Origin of the sequence: Pseudobutyrivibrio xylanivorans, from assembly GCF_010906925.1 — a bacterium.
Classification (GTDB): Bacteria; Bacillota; Clostridia; order Lachnospirales; family Lachnospiraceae; genus Pseudobutyrivibrio.
In genome coordinates, this window is sequence record NZ_VTVE01000001.1 from 1,381,607 (window position 1) to 1,404,277 (window position 22,671).

18 protein-coding genes, 2 tRNA genes and 1 rRNA gene are annotated in these 22,671 nt (G+C 38.3%); 1 reads left to right on the forward strand and 20 read right to left on the reverse strand.

The genetic code is table 11. The features are described 5' to 3' along the window. Nucleotides 1–5: 5 nt before the first annotated feature. From F0Q01_RS06565 to F0Q01_RS06590, 6 genes are read right to left on the reverse strand one after another with little or no spacing between them, the layout of a single operon-like run. Nucleotides 6–899: a DMT family transporter gene (locus F0Q01_RS06565; protein ID WP_330584276.1), complete on the reverse strand. Its 894-nt coding sequence runs from the start codon at nucleotides 897–899 to the stop codon at nucleotides 6–8. Continuing rightward, a complete protein-coding gene (locus F0Q01_RS06570) occupies nucleotides 883–1,371 on the reverse strand; it encodes a hypothetical protein (RefSeq protein WP_090487517.1) in 489 nt (162 codons plus the stop codon). Before F0Q01_RS06570 ends, F0Q01_RS06565 begins: the two co-directional genes overlap by 17 nt. Before the next feature lie 42 nt (nucleotides 1,372–1,413). After that, the gene (locus F0Q01_RS06575) at nucleotides 1,414–2,775 is read right to left on the reverse strand and encodes a hypothetical protein (RefSeq protein ID WP_143096640.1); all 1,362 of its coding nucleotides are present in this window, start codon (nucleotides 2,773–2,775) and stop codon (nucleotides 1,414–1,416) included. Between the two features lie 26 nt (nucleotides 2,776–2,801). After that, nucleotides 2,802–3,596 carry a leucine-rich repeat protein gene (locus F0Q01_RS06580; RefSeq protein WP_090487523.1) on the reverse strand — a complete coding sequence of 265 codons (795 nt, stop codon included), beginning with the start codon at nucleotides 3,594–3,596 and terminating at the stop codon, nucleotides 2,802–2,804. Between the two features lie 41 nt (nucleotides 3,597–3,637). Further along, the gene (locus F0Q01_RS06585; protein WP_090487526.1) at nucleotides 3,638–4,195 is read right to left on the reverse strand and encodes a hypothetical protein; all 558 of its coding nucleotides are present in this window, start codon (nucleotides 4,193–4,195) and stop codon (nucleotides 3,638–3,640) included. Between the two features lie 3 nt (nucleotides 4,196–4,198). Further along, nucleotides 4,199–4,801 carry a hypothetical protein gene (locus tag F0Q01_RS06590; protein WP_090487529.1) on the reverse strand — a complete coding sequence of 201 codons (603 nt, stop codon included), beginning with the start codon at nucleotides 4,799–4,801 and terminating at the stop codon, nucleotides 4,199–4,201. Between the two features lie 286 nt (nucleotides 4,802–5,087). Between F0Q01_RS06590 and F0Q01_RS06595 the strand changes: the two genes are divergently transcribed. Continuing rightward, nucleotides 5,088–5,480, forward strand: a complete 393-nt coding sequence (locus F0Q01_RS06595) for a pyridoxamine 5'-phosphate oxidase family protein (RefSeq protein ID WP_090487531.1) — start codon at nucleotides 5,088–5,090, stop codon at nucleotides 5,478–5,480. A 52-nt stretch (nucleotides 5,481–5,532) separates the two neighbouring features. Here F0Q01_RS06595 and F0Q01_RS06600 read toward each other — a convergent pair whose 3' ends face one another. From F0Q01_RS06600 to F0Q01_RS06665, 14 genes are all read right to left on the reverse strand, one after another. Beyond that, entirely contained in the window at nucleotides 5,533–5,844 is a 312-nt protein-coding gene (locus F0Q01_RS06600; RefSeq protein ID WP_090154736.1) for a YbjQ family protein, read from the reverse strand. After that, entirely contained in the window at nucleotides 5,825–6,469 is a 645-nt protein-coding gene (locus F0Q01_RS06605; protein WP_090487534.1) for a MerR family transcriptional regulator, read from the reverse strand. Before F0Q01_RS06605 ends, F0Q01_RS06600 begins: the two co-directional genes overlap by 20 nt. Before the next feature lie 81 nt (nucleotides 6,470–6,550). Next, nucleotides 6,551–7,360 (reverse strand): alpha/beta fold hydrolase, encoded by an 810-nt coding sequence (locus F0Q01_RS06610; RefSeq protein ID WP_090487538.1) that lies wholly within the window; start codon nucleotides 7,358–7,360, stop codon nucleotides 6,551–6,553. Further along, nucleotides 7,341–8,156 (reverse strand): YhfC family intramembrane metalloprotease, encoded by an 816-nt coding sequence (locus tag F0Q01_RS06615; protein WP_090487541.1) that lies wholly within the window; start codon nucleotides 8,154–8,156, stop codon nucleotides 7,341–7,343. Before F0Q01_RS06615 ends, F0Q01_RS06610 begins: the two co-directional genes overlap by 20 nt. Nucleotides 8,157–8,265: 109 nt before the next feature. Next, nucleotides 8,266–11,466, reverse strand: coding sequence for a carbamoyl-phosphate synthase large subunit (gene carB / locus F0Q01_RS06620; RefSeq protein WP_090487545.1), 3,201 nt, complete (start codon nucleotides 11,464–11,466; stop codon nucleotides 8,266–8,268). Then, nucleotides 11,466–12,536, reverse strand: a complete 1,071-nt coding sequence (locus F0Q01_RS06625; protein ID WP_090487549.1) for a carbamoyl phosphate synthase small subunit — start codon at nucleotides 12,534–12,536, stop codon at nucleotides 11,466–11,468. The genes carB and F0Q01_RS06625 overlap by 1 nt, the downstream gene beginning before the upstream one ends. Before the next feature lie 144 nt (nucleotides 12,537–12,680). Then, complete coding sequence (locus tag F0Q01_RS06630; RefSeq protein WP_090487552.1) at nucleotides 12,681–16,481, reverse strand: phosphoribosylformylglycinamidine synthase; 3,801 nt, start codon at nucleotides 16,479–16,481, stop codon at nucleotides 12,681–12,683. Between the two features lie 109 nt (nucleotides 16,482–16,590). After that, nucleotides 16,591–19,089, reverse strand: coding sequence for an ATP-dependent DNA helicase (locus F0Q01_RS06635; RefSeq protein ID WP_090487555.1), 2,499 nt, complete (start codon nucleotides 19,087–19,089; stop codon nucleotides 16,591–16,593). A gap of 71 nt (nucleotides 19,090–19,160) precedes the next feature. Continuing rightward, nucleotides 19,161–19,388 (reverse strand): HPr family phosphocarrier protein, encoded by a 228-nt coding sequence (locus F0Q01_RS06640; protein ID WP_090154718.1) that lies wholly within the window; start codon nucleotides 19,386–19,388, stop codon nucleotides 19,161–19,163. Between the two features lie 197 nt (nucleotides 19,389–19,585). Next, a complete protein-coding gene (locus tag F0Q01_RS06645; protein ID WP_090487558.1) occupies nucleotides 19,586–20,812 on the reverse strand; it encodes an EAL and HDOD domain-containing protein in 1,227 nt (408 codons plus the stop codon). Nucleotides 20,813–20,945: 133 nt separating this feature from the next. Continuing rightward, entirely contained in the window at nucleotides 20,946–21,800 is an 855-nt protein-coding gene (locus F0Q01_RS06650; protein WP_090487561.1) for a LysR family transcriptional regulator, read from the reverse strand. Nucleotides 21,801–22,107: 307 nt separating this feature from the next. Next, nucleotides 22,108–22,178: transfer RNA gene (locus tag F0Q01_RS06655), tRNA-Trp, on the reverse strand. A 177-nt stretch (nucleotides 22,179–22,355) separates the two neighbouring features. Then, nucleotides 22,356–22,428: transfer RNA gene (locus F0Q01_RS06660), tRNA-Ala, on the reverse strand. A 119-nt stretch (nucleotides 22,429–22,547) separates the two neighbouring features. Beyond that, nucleotides 22,548–22,671: ribosomal RNA gene (locus tag F0Q01_RS06665) — 23S ribosomal RNA — on the reverse strand; the annotation flags it as partial.

A 22,671-nucleotide genomic window follows, 5' to 3' on the forward strand; every position in this document is an offset into this window, starting at 1 on the left:
TACCATTAATCTATCTTTCTATTTCTATTCCAACGAATCACCGCCACGGTGATGATAATTCCATATCCAACAAAGCTAAGTGCCACTGGAATCTCTCCAAAAAATGCAAATCCAAGCAGTGCAGCAAATATTACCTGAGTGTAATCAAACACAGATATCTCTTTTGCAGGCGCATACTTATAGGCAGTTGTAATAGAAAACTGTCCAAGAGATGCTGCCACTCCAGCCATTACCAAAAATCCCAGTTGCTTTAAACTCATTGGAGAATAATCAAAAATTAAAAATGGTAAAGTTACAAGACACGAGAACAGTGAGAAGCCAGCTACAATAACAGGTGTCTTCACACCATTATTGCTTATTTTTCTAACGAATACGTATGCTGCTCCCGCTCCAAATCCTCCTATCAATCCCATAATTGCTGGGAAGAATGATGAGACAGCTCCTGTAGGTCTTATGATAAACAACGCCCCTATAAAAGCTATAACTGTGGTTATAATATCAAATTTATTTGGTATCTCTTTTAAAATAACAATAGAAAGTAGTATGGCAAAAAATGGCGATAGCTTATTTAGCATATTAGCATCTGCTATTCCAAGTCTATCTATGGCATAGAAATTACAAATCACTCCTGTAGTACCAAAAAAACATCTTAGGAAAAGACCTAGCCTGTTGCCCTTTCCCACTACAATTTTTTCCTTGGAACGAATCATTACTGATACCGCTACTATAAGTGCAACACTATTTCTGAAAAATACCTTTTGCATTGTTGGAAGGTCTCCCGATATCCTTACAAAAAAGGTCATAAGAGAAAATCCAAATGCTGCCAGCAAAATAAAAATAATACCTTTAATATGATTTGTAGTCTTCATAATCTGTCCTATCTTATGCTTTAAATCCAAGTCTAATCATTCTCTCATCCAGCTCATGGTACACAGGCTCTAGCGGCCAAGGCAATAGTAAAATATATTCCTTATCCCTATCCTCCAAGCTATCTAGCCACGTCACAAACTCAGGATCTTTCCTATATAACTTCTTGCCGAATTCACATAATACGTATTTACGGTTTGAGTTATCAACAGTTTCTGTCACCCTTCTGAAACTAATCTTGCCAAATTCATCCTGCTCCTTCACAAAAGAAGCCTTCTCATAGGTGTCCCTTGGCGCTTCAAGGGAAATCTTTCCTGTATTTAGAAAATGTTCCCACATAAAATTGGCAATCTTCTCCTTTGACACCGGAAAATCCAGCTGCTCGCCTATCTCGCTTATGCCATATCCCTTGTCTGCCAAATGCCGCACTGCTCCACCAGCTGCTGCATCATTTATGAAATTAGATAAGGCCTTATTAAATTCCTGATTATCTTTATTTCCCATAGCATAAATTATATAAAAAAGGGATGGCCTTTGCCATCCCCATTATCTTTCAAAAATATATGTTTTAAAATCCACTCCAATTTCAATATCCTGGTTTTCTTCTAGCCCTTTATAGGCCATGCCACCAAAATCAAATATCTGCATCAATTTTCCTTCTTCATCGTATAAATAAAACATATATTTTGAGCCGCTAGTGACATAATATGATTTATAAAAAGGACGTTCTTGACTGTCATAATATAGGGTTCCTGAGGAATTATAGGTTCCATATTCCTCTGAATCTGAGCTATATTCCACCTTTACTATTTTGCCATCTTCTCTTATATATTCTTTTTCTTGGTAATCTAGCAGAGGCCTAATCTCATCGATGTACTGGTATTCTTTACCATCTATAGATTTTATTCCATCAAGGACCTCTATACCTTCTTGATATGGAATGTATTTAGCCTCTTTTACAGCGTCACTAGTTGAATATTTAAATCCATAGGCCTCCTTAGGATACTCTGATTTACTATTGCTAACCAATGATACAAATACGTTTTTATCTTCTACTGTTCCAACAAAAACCTCAGCACCAGCGTCTTCAATCATCTCATACTGAGAATCATCATTATAAAAATATGATAAAAACTCCTCTTCCGATGCTTCATCTGTCACCTGAGTATACATACCATTTTCTAAAGAAGAATCATCATCAAAATCATATATATCTAGTAAACTTATGCTTTTGATATCTCTATAGTCTTGAAGCACTAGTTCGATTGGCTCTCCCCCTGCTCCATATCCAGATCTGAAACAAGTAAGCCCTTTTCCTTCAGTCCAAACAAAAGTAGAATAAAAGCCGCTTTCTATAAGGGTGTTGTAAATACTACATCTACAAGTGCCATCCTCATTTGTTATTTCAACTTCTTCGCCATCATTATTTATCGTAGAATCCTCACTATCACATATTAGGATACCATCTGAAATAAACTCATCTTCCGTTGGAACATCTTCCTGTTCTCTTATCATTATTATCTTGCTATCTGTTACATAGAAGAAACCTAGATTGAATCTATCTGTAACATCATAATAGTATCTGCCCGGACAATCATCATACTGAATATTAATGGTATATACATCGCCATTATCATAAGTAGCCACCTGCTCAACTTTCATGTTGACCTCATCCACATCCTCTTCCAAGAATGCATTTACTGTATATGTAGGATTCTCCTGGGATGCATCAAAAAAATAGCTATTTTTTACTTCAGATACAATCTCTTCCGTATTTTCTTCTGATTGCTTTTCTTCTACTACTTCCTCATTTTTATTGCTAACTGAATCTGTCGACTTGCCACAGGAACACATAACCATAGCAACCGCAAGACCAGCAACACACCATCTATACTTTTTATTTTTCATGTACATCATTTCCTCCATGATAATATTCAATAATTACATATTATGCACTCTTCGAAGGTTTCTAACATAACAGTAGCATCTTCGATTGAGTATCTATTCTCGCCAATTTGATTTTTACTAGTAAATACTACATTGTAATACTCACCTTCAATCAAGTCTTCCGCTTCACTTAAATCGATTTCATAATAACATTCAGAATCTAGACTATATAAAATCACTTTATCTTCAGTTATTGACTCTACTTTGCATAATTCAAAATATTTATCCACAACATCATTCTCTTCTTCTGAATAAATCGTCATACCATGGTCTATATCAACTATATCTGTACCTTCAAAAGCCCCCTCGCCTATGACTTCTAATTTATAAGAAAAATCCACATTTTCTAATTTACTACATCCGCGAAAAGCATTTGCTCCAATTATTTCAACCTTCAATAGTCCATTTACTTCTCGCAAATTACAACAACCTTCAAAAAAAGAATCAGGTATTGCTGTACAATTATTATCAAAGAAAACGACCTGTATATAATTATCATCCTGGAATTTAGGATAAGCTATATTGCCCTCTGGAATTGTCACAACTTTTATTCTTTCGTTGTTCAAAAAAGATTCATCATATTCCACCACATCCCAAATACCTATTTTAGTTGGCAAAACTATTACTGGATCTCTTCCAATGTATTTATTAACTTTTACAGATAAACCATACTTTTCGTCTCTTACAAAAGAAAAACTATAGTCTCGATTCAAAAAACAGATTACTCCACATAGTAAAACTATTATTATCACCAAGCCTATAACTAAATGTTTCTTTTTCATAAATTATCTTCCCTTATAACATCTGAAGAATAAAATAACTTTTATTCTTTTAATTCATCCACATACCTATATTCATGCAAATCCTGAAGATGATCTATCCTATTTCCATCCATATCATAATATGCTATGCTGCCATCCGGCTTTTCTTCTACGGTATATAATGAAAAAATCCGTTTAGCACCTGATACAATAAAATTCTTATATTCGTAATAGTCTATTGATTTATCCCAGAAATTGTCTTCATAGCCAACAAAAGTTTTTCCATCAATTGTATCTACTCGCTCTTTATGCGGCACCGCTGCACAAAATATAAATAATGGAAATCTAAAAATCCATAAGAAACATGCTATTCCCAAAAGTGTTACTCCCATAGTAATTCTCTTTTTTATACTATCAGCAGTAATAAATGTTAAAAGCAGCCACAATAACACGCAAACTCCAACAAACACTGCGCATGCTACATTAACCCATGCTCTTAGTTGAAGGCCTGCTATCGTCAGCGGAATAAAAGCTATCGTGTATAACAATATTGTTAGGCCAACTAAATCAAAAATCCCATTTCTAATTTTTTTCATTTTCTGAACAAGCTTAGCATCCATCTACTATTTACCTGCTCCAACTGTTACCAACTTACCGTCATACTCTGCAAGCATTTCTCTATAATCACTTTCATCTGCTGAATGGGAATCTATAGTATAAACAATACCATCCGTTCCATAATCCATTTGCAGACTATTTACAGTAGTTACATCTCCATCCTGCATCTTATAAATATTTGTATAGAAGCTTTCAGCACTATCGTACTCCTCGTAGATAATTCCTTCCTGCTTGATATATTGTATAGTTCCATACATACCATAATCTCCAAGTTCTTTTACATCCCCTTCAACTATGGTATATATCTCAACTAAATCATTATGCTGAAGACCATTTCCATAAACTGCTATCTCAGGTACGTCATCATCATTTAAGTATAATAAACTGTAATTTCTATCTCCTATATTAGTATTATCTGATTTAAGATAGATAGATTCATAATCTACCATATCTCCATTTCCCCTAGTGGCAAGCTGTTCTATACTTACCTCTTCTCTTACTAAGTCATCATTATCTATATTCCCTGTACCAACGTCCGACGTTCTACCACATCCGCAAAGAAGTGCACCAATAATTAATGTTGTAAAAAATGCTTTGTTTTTCATCATAACCGTCCTTCCCTTTTTACTATTAACCAATATTTTCCCGTAAAATTGAAACTTTAGATTCAATAATCATATAAACGCATACACCGATATTAATTATACCAGTCTCCTTTATAGTTGTCTATAACTACTTTAAAGTTATTGGTATAATTTTTTTGTTGGAATAATAATCTACACTTCAATTTATCATGTTTGCATAATCGTCCTATGAATTTTAGGGTTGAAAAGATTGCATGCAATTAATTATAATATAAGTGTTTAAGCATTATTCATTAAGGAGGTTTTCATTATGCAAGAAGTTTGCGAGTTTTTAAAGAAATGCGGTACATATTATTTAGCTACAGTTGATGGTGACCAGCCAAGAGTTCGTCCTTTCGGCACTATTCATATTTTCGAAGATAAGCTTTACATCCAGACTGGAAAGTCAAAGGACGTATCAAAGCAGATTCAGAAGAATCCTAAGGTAGAGATTTGCGGATTTGCAGAAGGAAAGTGGGTACGTGTTGCAGGCGAGCTTGTACGTGATGATAGAATCGAGGCTAAGGAGAACATGCTTGATGCTTATCCAAATCTCAAGGCTATGTATTCAGCTGAAGATGACAACACTGAGGTTCTTTACTTCAAGAACGCTACAGCTACTTTCTCATCATTCACTGATGCTCCAAAGACAGTTACATTTTAATTAATGAACAACAAAGGGATGGCATTTGCCATCCCTAATTATTTATCTAGTTCTATAAAAACTTTACTGCAGTTCCGTATGCAAGCACCTCTGCTGCACCCTGCATAACAGATGAAGATGCATATCTAACTCCTACGATAGCATCAGCCCCAAGCTGCTCTGCCTCATCTACCATTCTCTTTGTGGCAATCTGTCTTGCCTCTACAAGCATTTCTGTATAGCTTGAAATCTCACCACCAACAAGAGTCTTCATTCCAGCCATAAAATCCTTACCAAAGTTTTTAGACTGTACGATAGTACCCTTTACCACACCAATAACCTCAAATTCCTGTCCTGGAATTGTCTCAATACTTACGAGCTTCATTAATCTCTCCTCCATCAATTTCTTTTAATCTCTGTCTAAGTGCTAGCAAAACTCCAACAATCATAGACACAAACAATAATACCATAACTACAACTAATCCTATAGGGGTCTCCTCATCTGCACTTTTCGTCCAGCACATAAACACTATCATAAGGATAAAAAATATGATGCTAACCCCTGCTGCAATAATTGGGCCTCTTTTGGTCTTCTTTATATCTGTTTTATTTACATCCATAAATCTGACACCTCCCCTTTCTAGGTTTCTCATATTTTCTAGATAAGAGTCTGCCTGTAAATCATCAAATTGAACATTTTCAGCCATTATTTCCCTGCACATCTCTTTCATAATATCCAGTTCCTTTTGGCGATGTGTAAAATGGGAAATGTGCCTATCCAGACAATCTACCATGGATATCTCTCCTGCTTCCAATTTCCGAATCTCATCAATTGGAACATCCAGACTTCTAAGTAGCTTTATCTTATTTAATAGATCCACATCCTTAAGAGAATATTCTCTATAACCATTGTCTCTATTTCTCTCAGGATTAATCAATCCCTGCTCCTCATAGAAGCGAATATTTTTTTTAGTAATTCCAACTAGCTCTTCAACTTGATTGATTTTCATGCTTTCTCCCTAGATTTTTTATTCGACTTGGCCTTGTCTATGGCTATAATATAAAGCTTCCACCAGATGGAAGGTCAACACTTATTTTAAAAAATCTTCAATTATTTTATTTACTTCCTCTGGGCAATCCGTATTTGCGTTATGACCAGCGCCTTCTATCCAATGAATTGGTAGATTCGATTTCTTATGCCAAGCTCTATTATATCTTTTGGTGGACCCAGCCATATCCTTTGTTCCGCATATAAGTTCCGCCGGACACTTTATCTCATAAGGAAGCTCTTCTTCTACTGCCTCCACTAAAATCTTAAATCCACTGCCCGCAAGCCTAGCATATCTTTCCTGATTACCATCATAGGTCATCATGAATTTTCTCATCAACTCACGCCCATATTCAGAAGTAGCAACGCCCTTTGTTCCCTGTCTAATCAGAGTCTTCCATGGATAATGACGATAGACTGGAGTCATCCTATGTAAAAGCCATAGTTCAATTCCTGTATAATACTGCTTCTGCAGCGGAGCTGAGTCAATAGAAATGAATCCTACTATCTTTTCTGGGAAAAGCTGCATATACATCTGTCCCAAATATCCCCCCATTGACTGTCCCACAATTACAGGCTTATCAAAACCATTTTCCATAAGAATTTCATCTAGCCATCTAGCCTTATCGGATAGAGAAAAATCCAACTCAAATGGATAGGAAGATGCATGAGCCGGTGGGTCCCATACAAACACCGGATACTTACCTTCGAAATATTCTATCTGCTTATCAAACAGTCTATGATCAGTAGTAAGCCCCGGCAGAAATACTATCTGCTTATCTTTATTATCCCCATCTGGATTTATCCAATAGTGGATGGCTCCACATCGGTTTTCATAAACTCTCTCTTTCATAATCCTGCTCCCTGTTGTCGGTTTTTTCACCTTTATATTTCTTATAAACAATTATAGAAATTATTGCAACGATAAGAAGAAGTATAATCTCAAGCATGAAAACTGAAATCTGAGCACCGAGAAGAACTGTTATAAAATCAATACCTGCATGAATAGCAATAGCTACCAAAAGAAGATATATCTTATGCTCCGTTACTGCCTTATAAACAATATAAGACAAACATATATGTAAAGCTATAGCTATAATGCGCTCCACGCCTGCCATAAAAAATACTGTCGGATGCAGTGTCCATAATAAGGAAACCTGATTCAGAGTATCCTCTTTCATTTTATCATCAAGCATAGAAAGTGAGGCTTCAAAAGTTCCTGCATTAATCATAAATGAAGTTAAAAGATTCGAAATGTAAGTTATGCCAACAAGTATAATTGCTTCTATTCCACCATGGCCAACTCCATACATAAATGCATTTTGTTTTCCAAGACTATGTTTCTTAAATAAATTCATAGAAACAAAACGGCCTATTTCTTCAAATATACCTGCTGCAAGTCCCCCATAAATTGCCATCAATAAAACATTTCCAGCTAAAGTATCACCTAGATGCCTAAGCATTACAGTATGCATAATTTGCTCTAAAACCAGGGCAAATATTACAAATGTAACTGCTCCGATTACAAGCCAAATCAAGTTTGCTTTTAGTTTCGCTCTCCCATATATCACGAGTCCAATTGGTAATCCAAATGCAATAACCAGTGAAACACACATTCCTACAAGTGATGCTACGGGTACTGTTCCCATATCTCATTACCTCCCAATGTAATTATTCTTAGACCAGGCCATGTCTTTGAATAAAATATAAACCTTCCACATAGTGGAAGGTCAATATTTTTTAATTAATTATATTAAATTATATAGTTGCCACATCTACAAGTGTGTACTCTGTAGTTGCAGACTCAAGAGAAGTTGCAAGAGCAACTGCAGTATCCATAGCTGTGATACAGTTGATACCTGTCTCGATTGCATTTCTTCTGATAAGGAAACCATCTCTTGTTTTGTCACCATGTCCCTGAGTAGGTGTGTCGATAACAAGATCGATCTTGTGACCAAGGATAAGGTCCATTACATTTGGTGATTCCTGTGTAATCTTGTTGACACGAAGTGCATCTACACCGCCGTCCTGAAGGAACTTAGCTGTAGAGCGTGTAGCATAAATCTTGTAACCAAGCTTCTCAAATCTCTTTGCTACCTCAAGTGCCTCCGGCTTGTCAGCATCCTTTACAGTGATAATCATCTGCTTGTGCTTTGGAAGTACAACTCCCGCGCCAAGGAATGCCTTGTAGAGAGCCTCTTCAAATGTCTTAGCAATACCAAGACACTCACCTGTAGATTTCATCTCAGGTCCAAGGCTTATCTCAGCACCGCGAAGCTTCTCAAATGAGAATACTGGCATCTTGATTGCAATGTAATCTGCCTCTGGCTGAAGACCTGGCTTGTATCCCATATCTGTGATCTTGTGACCTAAGATAGCCTTAGCTGCAAGGTCTACGATTGGAATACCTGTTACCTTACTGATATATGGAACTGTACGAGAGCTTCGTGGGTTAACCTCGATTACATAAACCTCTCCATCCATGGCGATAAACTGGATGTTAATCATACCAAGTACGTGAAGAGCCTTAGCAAGTCGCTCTGTATAGTCTACAATCTTGTCCTTGATATCCTGTGTGATTGTATGTGCAGGATATACTGAAATACTATCACCTGAGTGGATACCAGTACGCTCGATATGTTCCATGATACCTGGAATCAGGATATTCTCACCATCGCAGATGGCGTCAACCTCGATTTCCTTACCCTGTAAATATTTGTCTACAAGGATTGGGTGATCCTGAGCAATCTGATTGATGATGTCCATGAACTTCTCGATTTCCTCATCATTGAATGCAATCTGCATCCCCTGACCACCAAGAACGTATGAAGGACGTACAAGTACTGGGTAACCAAGTCTGTTTGCAACTTCCTTAGCTTCCTCAGCTGTAAATACTGTTCCGCCGGCTGCACGTGGAATCTGAGTCTTCTCTAAGATTTCATCGAAGAGCTCTCTATCCTCCGCTGCATCTACATCCTCAGCCTTTGTACCAAGGATTGGCACACCGATTTTCATAAGGTGCTCTGTAAGCTTGATAGCTGTCTGACCACCGAACTGAACGATTGCGCCATCTGGCTTTTCAAGATTAACGATAGACTCTACATCCTCATTAGTAAGAGGCTCAAAGTAAAGCTTATCAGCAATATCAAAGTCTGTTGAAACTGTCTCTGGGTTGTTATTTACGATGACTGTCTCCCAGCCCTCCTTAGCAAAGGCCCATGTAGCGTGAACTGAACAGTAGTCAAACTCAACACCCTGTCCGATTCTGATAGGACCAGAACCAAGTACAAGTACCTTCTTGCGTCCGCTAGTCTCAGCTGCCTCATTCTCGCTACCGTAAACGCTATAGTAGTAAGGAGTCATTGCGTCAAACTCTGCTGCACATGTATCAACCATCTTGTAAGCTGCTACAATTCCATTGTCATAACGCATCTTGCGAACTTCTTCCTCTGTCATCTTGCCATTTAAATCAGCGATGACATTGTCAGGGAACTCAATTCTCTTAGCTTCCTTAAGGAGCTCTACCGTAAGTTCCTCATTAGCAAGGCGCTGTTCCATCTCAACAAGGATTTTAATCTTATCAATGAACCAGATATCAATCTGAGTAATATCATGAATCTTTTCGTATGATACACCTCTACGAAGTGCCTCAGCGATACAGTAAATTCTTCTATCATCTACAACAGTAAGTGCCTCATTAAGTTCCTCATCTGTCATATCACAGAAGTCATAGCTCATAAGAGAGTCAACGTGCTGTTCAAGTGAACGGATGGCCTTCATAAGGGCACCTTCGAAGTTGTTGCAGATAGACATTACCTCACCAGTAGCTTTCATCTGAGTTGTAAGCTTTCTAGTTGCAGTAATGAACTTATCAAATGGAAGTCTAGGAATCTTTACTACACAGTAGTCAAGCATTGGCTCGAAGCTGGCGAAAGTCTTCTTAGTAATTGCATTTGGAATCTCATCAAGTGTGTAACCAAGGGCAATCTTTGCAGCTACCTTAGCAATTGGATAACCTGTTGCCTTTGAAGCAAGTGCTGATGAACGAGATACACGAGGGTTAACCTCGATTACGCAGTACTCAAAGCTCTCTGGATGAAGAGCATACTGTACGTTACATCCACCTGTGATACCAAGCTCATCGATGATACGAAGAGCTGATGTACGGAGCATCTGGTATTCCTTGTCGCCAAGTGTCTGTGAAGGAGCAACTACGATAGAATCACCTGTATGTACACCTACTGGATCAATATTCTCCATGTTACATACTGTGATGCAGTTGCCTGCTGCATCTCGCATTACCTCGTACTCGATTTCCTTCCAACCTGCGATACATCTCTCTACAAGTACTTCGTGTACACGAGAAAGTCTAAGTCCGTTTGTAAGAATCTCAACTAATTCTGCCTGATTGTGAGCAATACCACCACCTGAACCACCAAGTGTATATGCAGGACGAAGTACTACAGGATAGCCGATTGTATTTGTGAATTTGATACCATCCTCTACTGTATTTACTACAAGGGATGCTGCTACAGGCTCACCAAGCTTTTCCATTGTATCCTTGAATGCCTGTCTATCCTCTGCTCTAAAAATTGTCTCAGCAGTTGTACCGATAAGCTTAACTCCCTGCTCAGCCAAGAATCCTGACTCAGCAAGTTCCATACCAAGGTTAAGTCCAGCTTGACCTCCAAGAGTAGGAAGAAGTGAATCTGGCTTTTCCTTAATAATAATCTGCTTTAAAACATCTACAGTAAGAGGCTCAATATAAACCTGATCTGCAATTTCTTTGTCTGTCATGATTGTAGCTGGGTTTGAGTTAACCAAGCATACCTCCATGCCCTCTTCCTTAAGTGAACGGCAAGCCTGAGTACCTGCATAGTCAAACTCTGCTGCCTGTCCGATGACGATAGGACCTGAGCCAATCACCATTACCTTTTTAATGTCACTTCTCTTTGGCATTATTTCGCTCCTCCCATCATTTCAATAAATCTATCAAACAAGTATCCGCTGTCCTGTGGTCCTGGGCATGCCTCAGGATGGAACTGAACAGTGAAAATGTTCTTTCCAGTATACTTAAGACCCTCGTTGGTTCCATCATTAACATTTACAAATGCTGGTGTTGCAACCTTAGGATCAAGCTTGTCTGTATCTACAACATAGCCATGGTTCTGAGAGGAAATATATACTCGACCTGTCTGCAAATCCTTAACAGGGTGATTCCCTCCTCTGTGTCCATATTTAAGCTTGTGTGTATCTGCACCTGTTGCAAGTGCCATAAGCTGATGGCCAAGGCAAATTGCAAATATTGGTGTATCGCTTTCGTAAAGCTTTCTAATCTCATCTATGATAGGTCCACAATCCTTTGGATCTCCAGGTCCGTTTGAAAGCATAATTCCGTCTGGATTAGTCTTAAGGATTTCCTCAGCCTTTGTGTGAGCTGGATAAATAGTTACCTCACAACCTCTATCATTAAGAGATTTTGCAATGTTCTTCTTTGCACCAAAATCTAAAAGTGCAACCTTTTTACCTGCTCCCTTTAAAACTGTCTTCTCTGAACAAGTAACCTTTGAAACTACATCACCTGTAACATAAGCCTGAAGCTTTGGCTTAATTTCTTCAAAATTGAAATTCTCATTTGTAGTAATCATTCCGTTCATTGTACCACGATCTCTGAGAATCTTTGTAAGTGCTCTAGTATCTATACCAGCAATACCTGGAATATCGTGCTTTACTAGAAAATCTTGGATAGTTCCCTTGCAACGGAAGTTAGAAGGAATTCTGCTTAACTCTCTAACGATAAATCCGTCTGGCCAAGGTCTGCCACTTTCCATATCATCAGTAATACCATAGTTGCCAATCAGTGGGTATGTCATGCACACTGCCTGACCTGCATAAGAAGGATCTGTAAGTACCTCAAGATAACCTGTCATTGATGTGTTGAATACTATCTCGCTGACAACTTCTCTTGTAGAACCAATACTTGTTCCTTCAAACACTGTACCATCTTCCAAAATCAAAAATGCTTTCATCTTTCCTCTTTTCTACCCTTTTACATTTTCTCCTGCTTCTGACTAGTATTTTCATAAACAGAAGCTATCTATCATCTACACAGAATCCAACCGGTTCTATGTTTTGTAAAAATCCAAGGTAGAATATACCTTGGATTTTACGTTTTACTTAAAGTAAGCTACACCAGCTTCAAAGAGTCTCATATCCTGCTCACCGTAAATGTTGAGAGCTACGCCCTGCCCTTTACGCTCAGCATGGCACATCTTACCAAATACTCTACCATCTGGGCTAGTAATACCCTCGATAGCACAGTAACTTCCATTGATATTCCACTCTTCATCCATTGTAGGATTACCATTTTCATCAACGTACTGTGTAGCCACCTGACCATTTTCAAATAGCTTCTTAAGCCACTCATCAGAAGCGACGAAACGTCCCTCACCATGAGAAGCTGGAGCACAGTATGTCTCGCCAAGGTATGCACCTGCAAGCCATGGAGACTTGTTGCTGACTACCTTAGTGTAAGCAATCTTAGAAATGTGACGTCCGATTGTGTTGTATGTAAGAGTTGGAGCATCCTCTTTCTGTGTATGAATCTCGCCATAAGGTACGAGACCAAGCTTGATGAGGGCCTGGAAACCATTACAGATACCAAGCATAAGTCCATCTCTATTATCAAGAAGACCGTGAATAGCCTCCTTCATTTTTTCATTTCTGAATGCAGTTGCAAAGAACTTTGCAGAACCCTCTGGCTCATCACCAGCTGAGAATCCACCAGGGAACATTACAATCTGCGACTGAGCAATGGCTCTTGAGAACTCGTCAACTGATTCTCTGATATCCTCTGCTGTCTGGTTCTTGAATACCTTAACATTTGCAATAGCACCAGCATTTTCAAATGCTCTAGCAGAGTCATATTCGCAGTTAGTTCCTGGGAATACTGGAATAAATACTCTTGGCTTTGCAATCTTGTTCTTGCAAACGTAGAAGTTCTTAGCCTCATATACACCTGTATCTACAAGTGAAGTATCCTCGTAGCTGCGTGTCTTAAATACCTTTTCAAGAGTACCTGTCCAAGCAGCAATGGCCTCATCCATAGAAATCTTTGTGTCTTTATATGTAAATGTGCTATCAGCTGTAACTTCGCCAACTTCATAACCGCAATCTGATAATCCGCGCTTCTCAAGCTCCTGTATAATTGCCATTGCGCCATCCTCAGAAACTTCTACAACAATGTCACCAATGACACAACCAAAGAGAAGCTCTGTCTGACATGCATCATGAAGCTTAACACCGAATTTGTTACCAAATGCCATCTTTGAAACAGCTGGTACAAGTCCGTATGCATCAAGTGCATAAGCTGCCTTAATGTTGCCAAGCTCAACCATCTGTCTAACAACTTCAAAGATAAGTTTTGCCTGATCGTAATTAGGCTGATCATAGTTGTCGCGGAGAACTCTAAGTAAGTAAAGCTTATCTCCTGCTTCCTTTAACTCTGGAGTAACAATATCCTGCTCCTTAGCCACATCTACAGCAAATGAAACAAGTGTTGGTGGAACATCAATTTCATTGAATGTACCTGACATTGAATCCTTACCACCGATTGATGGAAGTCCAAACTCCATCTGAGCCTTATATGCACCAAGAAGTGCTGCAAATGGCTGGCTCCATCTCTTTGGATCCTCGCTCATTCTGCGGAAGTACTCCTGGAATGTAAATCTGATCTTCTTGTAATCACCACCTGTTGCAACGATACGAGCAACTGACTCTAAAATTGCAAGCTGTGAACCATGGTATGGTGACCATGAGCTGACATATGGATTGAAGCCATAAGCCATCATTGTAACTGCATCTGTATTGCCATCAGCAACTGGCACCTTAGCTACCATTGCCTGTGTCTCTGTAAGCTGATACTTACCACCGAAAGGCATAAGTGTCGAACCTGCTCCAATAGAGCCGTCAAACATCTCTACGAGACCCTTCTGCGAGCAGACATTTAAGTCAGCAAGAGTATCTAACCAAGCAGCCTTAAAGTCGCCATTTTCAATATCCTTAGCAACCTTTTCAATACCAATCTTGTCAGTATATTTATTCTGATTATCAGGAAGCTCTACGAATACGTCTGTCTCCTGATGTGCACCGTTTGTATCAAGGAAAGCACGAGAAAGATTAACAATCTCCTTACCTCTCCAGTTAAGCACAAGTCTAGGCTCCTCTGTTACAATAGCAACCTCGATTGCCTCTAAGTTCTCCTCTGCTGCATACTGAAGGAATTTGTTAACATCAGCAGGAGCAACAACAACTGCCATTCTCTCCTGTGACTCAGATATAGCAAGCTCTGTACCATCAAGACCTGCATATTTCTTAGGCACCTTATCAAGGTTAACCTGAAGACCTGGAGCAAGCTCACCGATGGCAACTGAAACACCACCTGCACCAAAGTCATTACACTTCTTAATTATATAAGAAACTTCTTCTCTTCTGAAAAGTCTCTGAATCTTTCTCTCTGTAGGTGGATTACCCTTTTGAACCTCAGCACCACACACTGCAGTAGACTCTGTATTGTGAGCCTTGGAAGAACCTGTAGCACCACCGATACCATCACGACCTGTACGTCCACCGAGGAGGATGATTCTATCTCCTGGATCAGAGTTGAGACGCTGAACAGCACGTCTTGGAGCAGCACCCATTACAGCACCAATCTCCATACGCTTAGCAACGTAATCTGGGTGATAGATTTCCTTAACATATCCAGTAGCAAGACCAATCTGGTTACCATATGAGCTATATCCATGAGCTGCCTCACGAACAAGCTTCTTCTGTGGAAGCTTTCCTTCCATAGTATCCTTAACAGATACTGTAGGATCAGCGGCACCAGTTACACGCATTGCCTGATATACATAAGTACGTCCTGAAAGTGGATCTCTGATTGCACCACCAAGACAAGTAGCAGCGCCACCAAATGGCTCAATTTCAGTAGGGTGATTGTGTGTCTCGTTCTTGAAGTTAATGAGCCACTCCTCTTCTGTACCATCTACATTGATAGGTACAACAATTGAGCATGCGTTAATCTCATCTGACTCTTCCTGATCTGCAAGCTTGCCATCAGCCTTAAGACGCTTCATTGCAAGGAGCGCAAGGTCCATAAGACATACGAACTTGTCATCTCTATCCTTGTAAAGTACCTTGAAGTTATCAAGATAATCATTGTAAGTATCCTCGATAGGAGCTCTGTAGTAACCATCAGCAAATGTGACATTCTTAAGCTCTGTAGAGAAAGTAGTATGTCTACAATGGTCAGACCAATATGTATCTAATACCCTAATTTCAGTAACAGTAGGGTCTCTATGTTCTTCATTGGAAAAATAATTTTGAATGTGAAGGAAATCCTTAAATGTCATAGCAAGATTTAAGGAATCATATAACTTGCGTAAATCTTTCTCAGCCATAGAAATGAAACCGTCAAAAGTATTGACATCGGCTGGCTCTTCGAAAATATCAGATAGAGACTCTGGCTTTTCAAGTGAAGTCTCTCTAGAATCAACTGGATTAATACAATGCTCTTTAATAGCATTAAATTCATCGTCAGAAATGCTACCCTCAATAACATAGGTAGTTGCTGTGTGAATAGTTGGATTTTCATTTTCATTTAAAAGCTTCATGCACTGCTCAGCAGAATCAGCACGCTGATCAAACTGACCTGGCAAAAACTCAACAGAGAAGACACGACCATTATAGTCAAATGACTCCTCATAAACATCATCAACAGGCGGCTCCGAAAAAACGGTCTTAACAGCCTTCTTAAAGACCTCATCAGAAACATCCTGAATGTCATAACGAATCAGAACCCTGACTCCTGTAACACCCTTGATACCCAAATAGCTTCCTATTTCGGAAAACAGTGACTTAGCAGATACTGCGAATTGTGGCTTTTTTTCGACGTAAATTCTTCTTACCTTGCCCACATTACACCTCCGTGATATTTATTTAGACTCCTCTGGGACTGATTAGTCATCTCATATCCCACAGTTGTAGACAGTATAACACAAAAAATTCACATCTCCTAATAGTATTTTAGCTTTTTTTCTCCCAGAAATTCGTCAATTTTACCGAAACATCATCTACAGTTGTAAATGCAGCATCATTCCATTCTCGGGGAAAAGTCTTTCTATAGCTTGAAAATCTGAATCTTTCATCTAAAAGAGCGATTACTCCTACATCATCCTTTGTACGAATAAGTCTTCCCGCTGCCTGAATTACCTTGTTCATTCCAGGATAAAGATAGGCATATTCAAATCCATTTTTACCATATTCATCAAAGAAATCTGACATAAGCTTTCTTTCATTTCCCACCTGTGGCAATCCAGCTCCAAGCACTATAACTCCAATAAGCTTTCCACCGACTAAATCTATTCCCTCTGAGAAAATGCCACCAAGGGTACAAAAGGCCACCATTGACTTGTCCCTTTGCTTTTCAAATTCCAGCAAGAAATCCTCTCGCTCCTGCTCTGTCATTTTCTGTCTCTGCACTAAAAGCTCTACATTATCAAATTCTTCTTTATATGAAACTTCTGAATCCTCCCGCTCTATTTCAGATATATTTTCCCATGCAAAATCACCCTGCTCAGAAAAATCATTTTCCATAAGCTCCACATATTTTTGCCTAATATCCTCAATGAATTTATAGGAAGGTCCAAAGACCATATAATTGCCTTGCTTTGCACTTACAATGCTATGAATATATTTAGCGAACTTAGTATACTCGCCATCGCCTCGTCTTGTATATTTACTTGTCACATCAGTACCAAGTAACAACAGTCTATTCTTTTGATCAAAAACTGAATCTACATATATAGCGTAAACATCCTTATCGTTGCACAATAAGTCCTTGTAATAATCTATAGGAAGAAGTGTGGCACTAAAATACACTGATGCCCTAGCTAGTCTAAGTCTATCCTGCAGCTGTGCAGATGGGTCAATACAATAAAGATGTAAATTAAAATTCTTATCCTCATCAAAATCACAGTATATTCTGTAGTGGGCCCTATCCTGCTGATAAGCTATAGCTGTAAAATTTCTCAATCTAAAATAAAAATCAAGGACCTCATCCTGGTAAATGCCAAATTTTATTTCCTTTTTGAATAGCTGCTCAAATATCATCTGAAGATTATCGCATGCATAAACTAATGTATCGATATCTTCTAGGACAGTAATGTCACTATCGCAGAGTCTTTTATACTCAAGCATAATACGATTGCATTTTTCCAGCGCATTGGTAAGCTTTCTACTAACCGACTTAGCATATCTTTTAATAGAAAGAATCTCCTCTTTGATTAGAGTCTCGGAATACATCTCTCTAGCTCTATCTACCATATTATGAGCCTCATCAACTAGGAAAATATGCTCGCCACTTTTGCCTTCCGCAAAAAATCTCTTCAGATAAACATTTGGGTCAAACACATAATTATAATCGCAGATAATTCCCTCGCACCATGTGCTTACATCAAGTGCCAACTCAAAAGGGCACACCACGTACTCCTGAGCATATCCCAGGAGTATATCTCGTGTTATTACTGTCTCTTTAGTAATAACTTCATATATTACATCATTTATTCTGTCAAAATGACCCCTTGCATATGGGCAATAGTCAGGATTACAATCCGCCTCATCACATAGACACATCTTTTCCTTGGCGGTAAGCATTATTGTCTTACCCTCGTAACCGCCTTCAACTAGCAAACTATATGCATCTCGAGCCGCCAAAGCTGTAGCCGTCTTGGCCGTAAGATAAAAAACTCTCTCTGCTAAATTCTGTCCTAATGCCATCACAGCCGGAAATACATTGGCAATAGTCTTTCCTGTACCAGTTGGAGCTTGCATAAAAAGAATCTTTCTTCTATAAATGCTACGGTACACATCAGCAACAAGCTTCTTTTGTCCATCTCTGTAATCATAAGGAAACTGCAAGCCTTGAATGGAATCAATAAGCTCCTTCTTATGGTAGAATTGAAAATCTGCCCACTTTTTAAATATTCCAATTATTGTTAAAAACCATTCTTCTATCTCTTCATATGTATATATTTTATTAAAATATTTGATTTCCTCTGTCTCAAGACTCACATAGGTCATCTGAACCTCTATGGTCTCAAGCTCATATTCCTTAGCCACAATATAGGCATAACACTTAGCCTGAGCCTCGTGCACTAGAACCGGCTTTTCAAAGGTCATGACATCCATATACATGCCCTTTATTTCATCAACTGTAGCAGTGACTACATCGCCATTTTCATCTCTATCTAATACTAGTCCATCTGCTCTTCCCTCAAGTCCTAGTATGTAATCGTCGTACTCTACAGCATATTTGAGAGGAACTTCTGCACTATAAAATGGACCCATAGAATTTTGAATCTTTCTATGGATCCTACTACCCTCCTGCATCGCTTCAAATGGGTCAACAGAGCCTCTTCGGTTATCAATGTCGCCCTCTCTCAGCAGAAACTCAACCAAGTTTCTAACGGAAATATTAATTTGTGCCTTCTCTCCCTCAGGAGTAACTAATCTAGATACTTTCATTTTGAATAAAATAAAGTTTTGCAAAGCAAAAGCCTGTGATAATCACAGGCTTTATTATACATTATTCTATTCTACGCAACAACGAACTTTTCAACTTCATTCTTGAAGGATGCATATACATGCTCAGAAACATGAACATCCATCTCGCGCTTAATACCCATAGCTAGCACACCAAGAAGCGACTTACCATCGATATATACAACGCCACTATGAAGATCAACCTCGCCGCCGCACTCTGATGCTGCTTTTACAAACTCTTCAGCATCTTTAGTGTTCTCAAGTCTAATTTTAAACTTCATAATAACTCAACTCCTATAAACAATAAAACATACCTAAAAAAAGCACTATAAATTTATATCATCATTATAGGAGTATGTCAATCTAATTCGAGCCCACAATTATCAATTCGTGCACTAAAAGACGCAAAAATTGTTTTTTATCCAAAACAAAGCCCCGTGGAACCACCCACGAGGCTAAATAAGACATTTTTATTTAATTAATGTTCTATAAACATATTGCCATACCACTTCAATGCCTCTACATAAGCATCATATACCACATGCATTTCTATGTCATGAAGCACCATTAATCTAGAAACTTCCTGCCAGTCACCAGCTTCATAGCTAAGTAAGAAGTCTAGCTGTGGTGCAAAAATACCATCTCCGCTGACAAGGGCCTTCTTGATTTCATTGCTAACACCTACCTGTGTAAGAGCCTCTTCCATTGGCATATCAAGAATTAAATTCAAGAGTGAGAACAATCCCATAAGGAAAAGCTCATCCTTGCGCATTGCATAATCAAATACCAATGCAAGATTCTCTGCAAATCTAGCTCTAATCAATGAAAGACGAGTGATTTCATTTGGCTTACCAGCTGCAAGTCCGTTAAACAATGTAGTGTTCAACCAACGTCTAAGCTCTCGCTGCCCTAAAAGTGCTGTAGCCTGCTGAATAGATCTAATATTTGAATTAAGTGTCAGTTTATTGGCAATTTTTAGAAGCTCTATAGAAAGAGCCGGGTCTTGACCAATTACATTGGCTACATCCTCTAGGTCAAAGTCAGGACGATTAATCACACTCATAAGCTTCATGTAATTCATCTTGATAGGTGTAACCTCTGTATCCTGAGTATTAATAGGAATTCTGAAGAATGTTCCCTCAAAAATCTTAAATAAACCAGAATCCTTAGCTGCATCGAATTCTTCCTTAGAATGTAAATTCTCTGCACAGAAATCTATACTAGGCAAAACCTTTCTGAAAGCCTTTGCCTGTTCTACCACATCACCTGTATCACTATTAACAAGGAATAAATCAAAGTCCTTAAGTAAGGTCTTATAGTCTTCAACATTAGCAAGAGGCAAATCCTTAATTGCAAGCTTAAATCCCTTGTTTTTAAGGTCCACAATTCTCTTGTTATAAGAATCCTCCGGCTTAATAGACTGATCAAGAAGAAGCATTATTCTTCCTTGAAATCTAGTGAGCTGCTGCTCTATATTTGAAAACAATGAAATATTATTAATCGGAATAATAATACTGCAATTATCAATTAAATCCGTCTCTGAAATACTGTCAAATACTTCGATTCCTACGATAGAACCGGCCCCATCATACTTACCAGCTCCAAGTAAATGAGGATGTTCAAACATGTTCTCCTTTTGGGCATACAAACAATATGATGCCACTGACATGTCTTCAAAAAAAAGTGGTACTAGTGTAGCAAGCATAATCCTTCTCCTTTTGTCTGTAAAAACACCTATTAAAATCCCCTTCAGTCAATGTTTTAAATTGTCTGAATATTTAAAAATATTATATCACTAAGATTATCTATATTCAATGAATCATGTCTCTTTTTAGACACTATTTAATAAACGCAATCAACTTTTTAGCCAGCTCTACATCTGCTCCATCCTCGCGATAAATGCCGTATACATCCCAAGAATATTCACCCTTGAGCTTTACCGCTCTAACATCATCAGAGTCTGGTAAAATCTTTGGAGACACACCAAGACCAACACGATTTTCAACTAGTCTGAAAATAGAGAATCCTTCATTAACATTACCCACTATGTTAGGATGGAATCCATTCATATGACAAGCTGTAAGAAAATCCTGATGAATCCTATATCTGCTAGCCATAGAGATAATTTTATCTCCTTTAATTTCCTCTACGGAAATCTCTTCTCTATCAAAAAGAGGATGTCCTCTATATACATATAAGACCATATCCTCAGATTTAATAAGCTCCCCCTTGAGACGATCATCCTCTGGAGCGCCAATAGCAAATCCAAATCCTAATTCCCCATTAAGAACTCGTTCCTTAACCATAGCATTATCCTGCTCGTACCAGGCTCCGACGATTGCTGGATTCTCATCCATGAACTTCTGAATCTTATTTATATCAATAACCCTAATTGAGCCAGACGCAAATCCAATCTGAAAACGCTTTTCTCGGTTGCGGACATTCTCAAGATTAATCATTAAATCCCGAAAACTTTTCTCTAGCTCAAGACATTTTTCGTAAAACAAAATCCCTGCATCAGTAGGCAAGAATCCATCCTTGCTTCTGATGAACAAAGGTGTATCCAGCTCATCCTCAAGATTCTTGATTAACTTTCCTAACCCCTGAGGAGACATGAATAATTTCTTAGCAGCTGGAACAAGATTCTTTTCTTCATAAAGAACCTGAAAGCACTTAAAATTCTTAGTATTCATTTCCCTATTATTATTCTCCCTATAATATTTCGCTATAAATAGCTTATATTTTATTATATAAAAAAAAACCCCTTTGTAAAATCGAATTTTACAAAGGGCCTATTATAAAAATAGGGGAGAAATGATTAATAGGGTGTTAATCATAATCAGCCGTAGGGGTTGGCTGATATAATGCGTTTGCACATTTTCATTATATGTAATAATTGTGAAAAAAAGAATAAACAATTAGTTTCTCATCGGAAACTTTTACTTTCTTATAACGCAATAAAAAAAGCTGTAAGCTATGTAGCTTACAGCTCTAGTCAAACAGGGGATGAGAGAATCGAACTCCCACCAAAGGTTTTGGAGACCCCTATCATACCATTTGACCAATCCCCTAAATCGTAAGCGAAAAACCTAAAATTAATTTAAGTCCTTCACCCACGCGACTCAATGATAATATCACAATATGTAGTCGCTTTCAATAGAAAAATCACAAAAACTTCACATTAATTTAAGTTTTTTCAAAGTGACTTTCATAAAAAAAGTTCTTGCAAAATTCTGCAAGAACTTTAGTGGAGACGGAGAGATTCGAACTCTTGACCCCCTGCTTGCAAGGCAGGTGCTCTCCCAACTGAGCTACGCCCCCAAATAAGTTACTTTATTAAGAAAAATAGCAAGCGTTAATAAATGCTTGCTACCTTTATTTTATAGCAACCTCAAAACTTCACACAGTAGGACTTAGTATCCTATTCGCTAAACATCTTTTAGAATAAACCTTCGATCTATTAGTATTCATCAGCTGAATGTGTTACCACACTTACACCTTGAACCTATCTACCTTATCGTCTTTAAGGGATCTTATCTCCTTGAAGGAGGGGATATCTCATCT

What these genes read in the sequence shown, in the direction of transcription:
- F0Q01_RS06635 (WP_090487555.1), bottom strand. Translation starts at nt 19,089, where the DNA reads ATGAAAGTATCTAGATTAGTTACTCCTGAGGGAGAGAAGGCACAAATT.
- F0Q01_RS06590 (WP_090487529.1), bottom strand. Translation starts at nt 4,801, where the DNA reads ATGATGAAAAACAAAGCATTTTTTACAACATTAATTATTGGTGCACTT.
- F0Q01_RS06645 (WP_090487558.1), bottom strand. Translation starts at nt 20,812, where the DNA reads ATGCTTGCTACACTAGTACCACTTTTTTTTGAAGACATGTCAGTGGCA.
- carB (WP_090487545.1), bottom strand. Translation starts at nt 11,466, where the DNA reads ATGCCAAAGAGAAGTGACATTAAAAAGGTAATGGTGATTGGCTCAGGT.
- F0Q01_RS06640 (WP_090154718.1), bottom strand. Translation starts at nt 19,388, where the DNA reads ATGAAGTTTAAAATTAGACTTGAGAACACTAAAGATGCTGAAGAGTTT.
- F0Q01_RS06585 (WP_090487526.1), bottom strand. Translation starts at nt 4,195, where the DNA reads ATGGATGCTAAGCTTGTTCAGAAAATGAAAAAAATTAGAAATGGGATT.
- F0Q01_RS06600 (WP_090154736.1), bottom strand. Translation starts at nt 5,844, where the DNA reads ATGAAGCTCGTAAGTATTGAGACAATTCCAGGACAGGAATTTGAGGTT.
- F0Q01_RS06650 (WP_090487561.1), bottom strand. Translation starts at nt 21,800, where the DNA reads ATGAATACTAAGAATTTTAAGTGCTTTCAGGTTCTTTATGAAGAAAAG.
- F0Q01_RS06580 (WP_090487523.1), bottom strand. Translation starts at nt 3,596, where the DNA reads ATGAAAAAGAAACATTTAGTTATAGGCTTGGTGATAATAATAGTTTTA.
- F0Q01_RS06625 (WP_090487549.1), bottom strand. Translation starts at nt 12,536, where the DNA reads ATGAAAGCATTTTTGATTTTGGAAGATGGTACAGTGTTTGAAGGAACA.
- F0Q01_RS06575 (WP_143096640.1), bottom strand. Translation starts at nt 2,775, where the DNA reads ATGAAAAATAAAAAGTATAGATGGTGTGTTGCTGGTCTTGCGGTTGCT.
- F0Q01_RS06605 (WP_090487534.1), bottom strand. Translation starts at nt 6,469, where the DNA reads ATGAAAATCAATCAAGTTGAAGAGCTAGTTGGAATTACTAAAAAAAAT.
- F0Q01_RS06570 (WP_090487517.1), bottom strand. Translation starts at nt 1,371, where the DNA reads ATGGGAAATAAAGATAATCAGGAATTTAATAAGGCCTTATCTAATTTC.
- F0Q01_RS06615 (WP_090487541.1), bottom strand. Translation starts at nt 8,156, where the DNA reads ATGGGAACAGTACCCGTAGCATCACTTGTAGGAATGTGTGTTTCACTG.
- F0Q01_RS06610 (WP_090487538.1), bottom strand. Translation starts at nt 7,360, where the DNA reads ATGAAAGAGAGAGTTTATGAAAACCGATGTGGAGCCATCCACTATTGG.
- F0Q01_RS06595 (WP_090487531.1), top strand. Translation starts at nt 5,088, where the DNA reads ATGCAAGAAGTTTGCGAGTTTTTAAAGAAATGCGGTACATATTATTTA.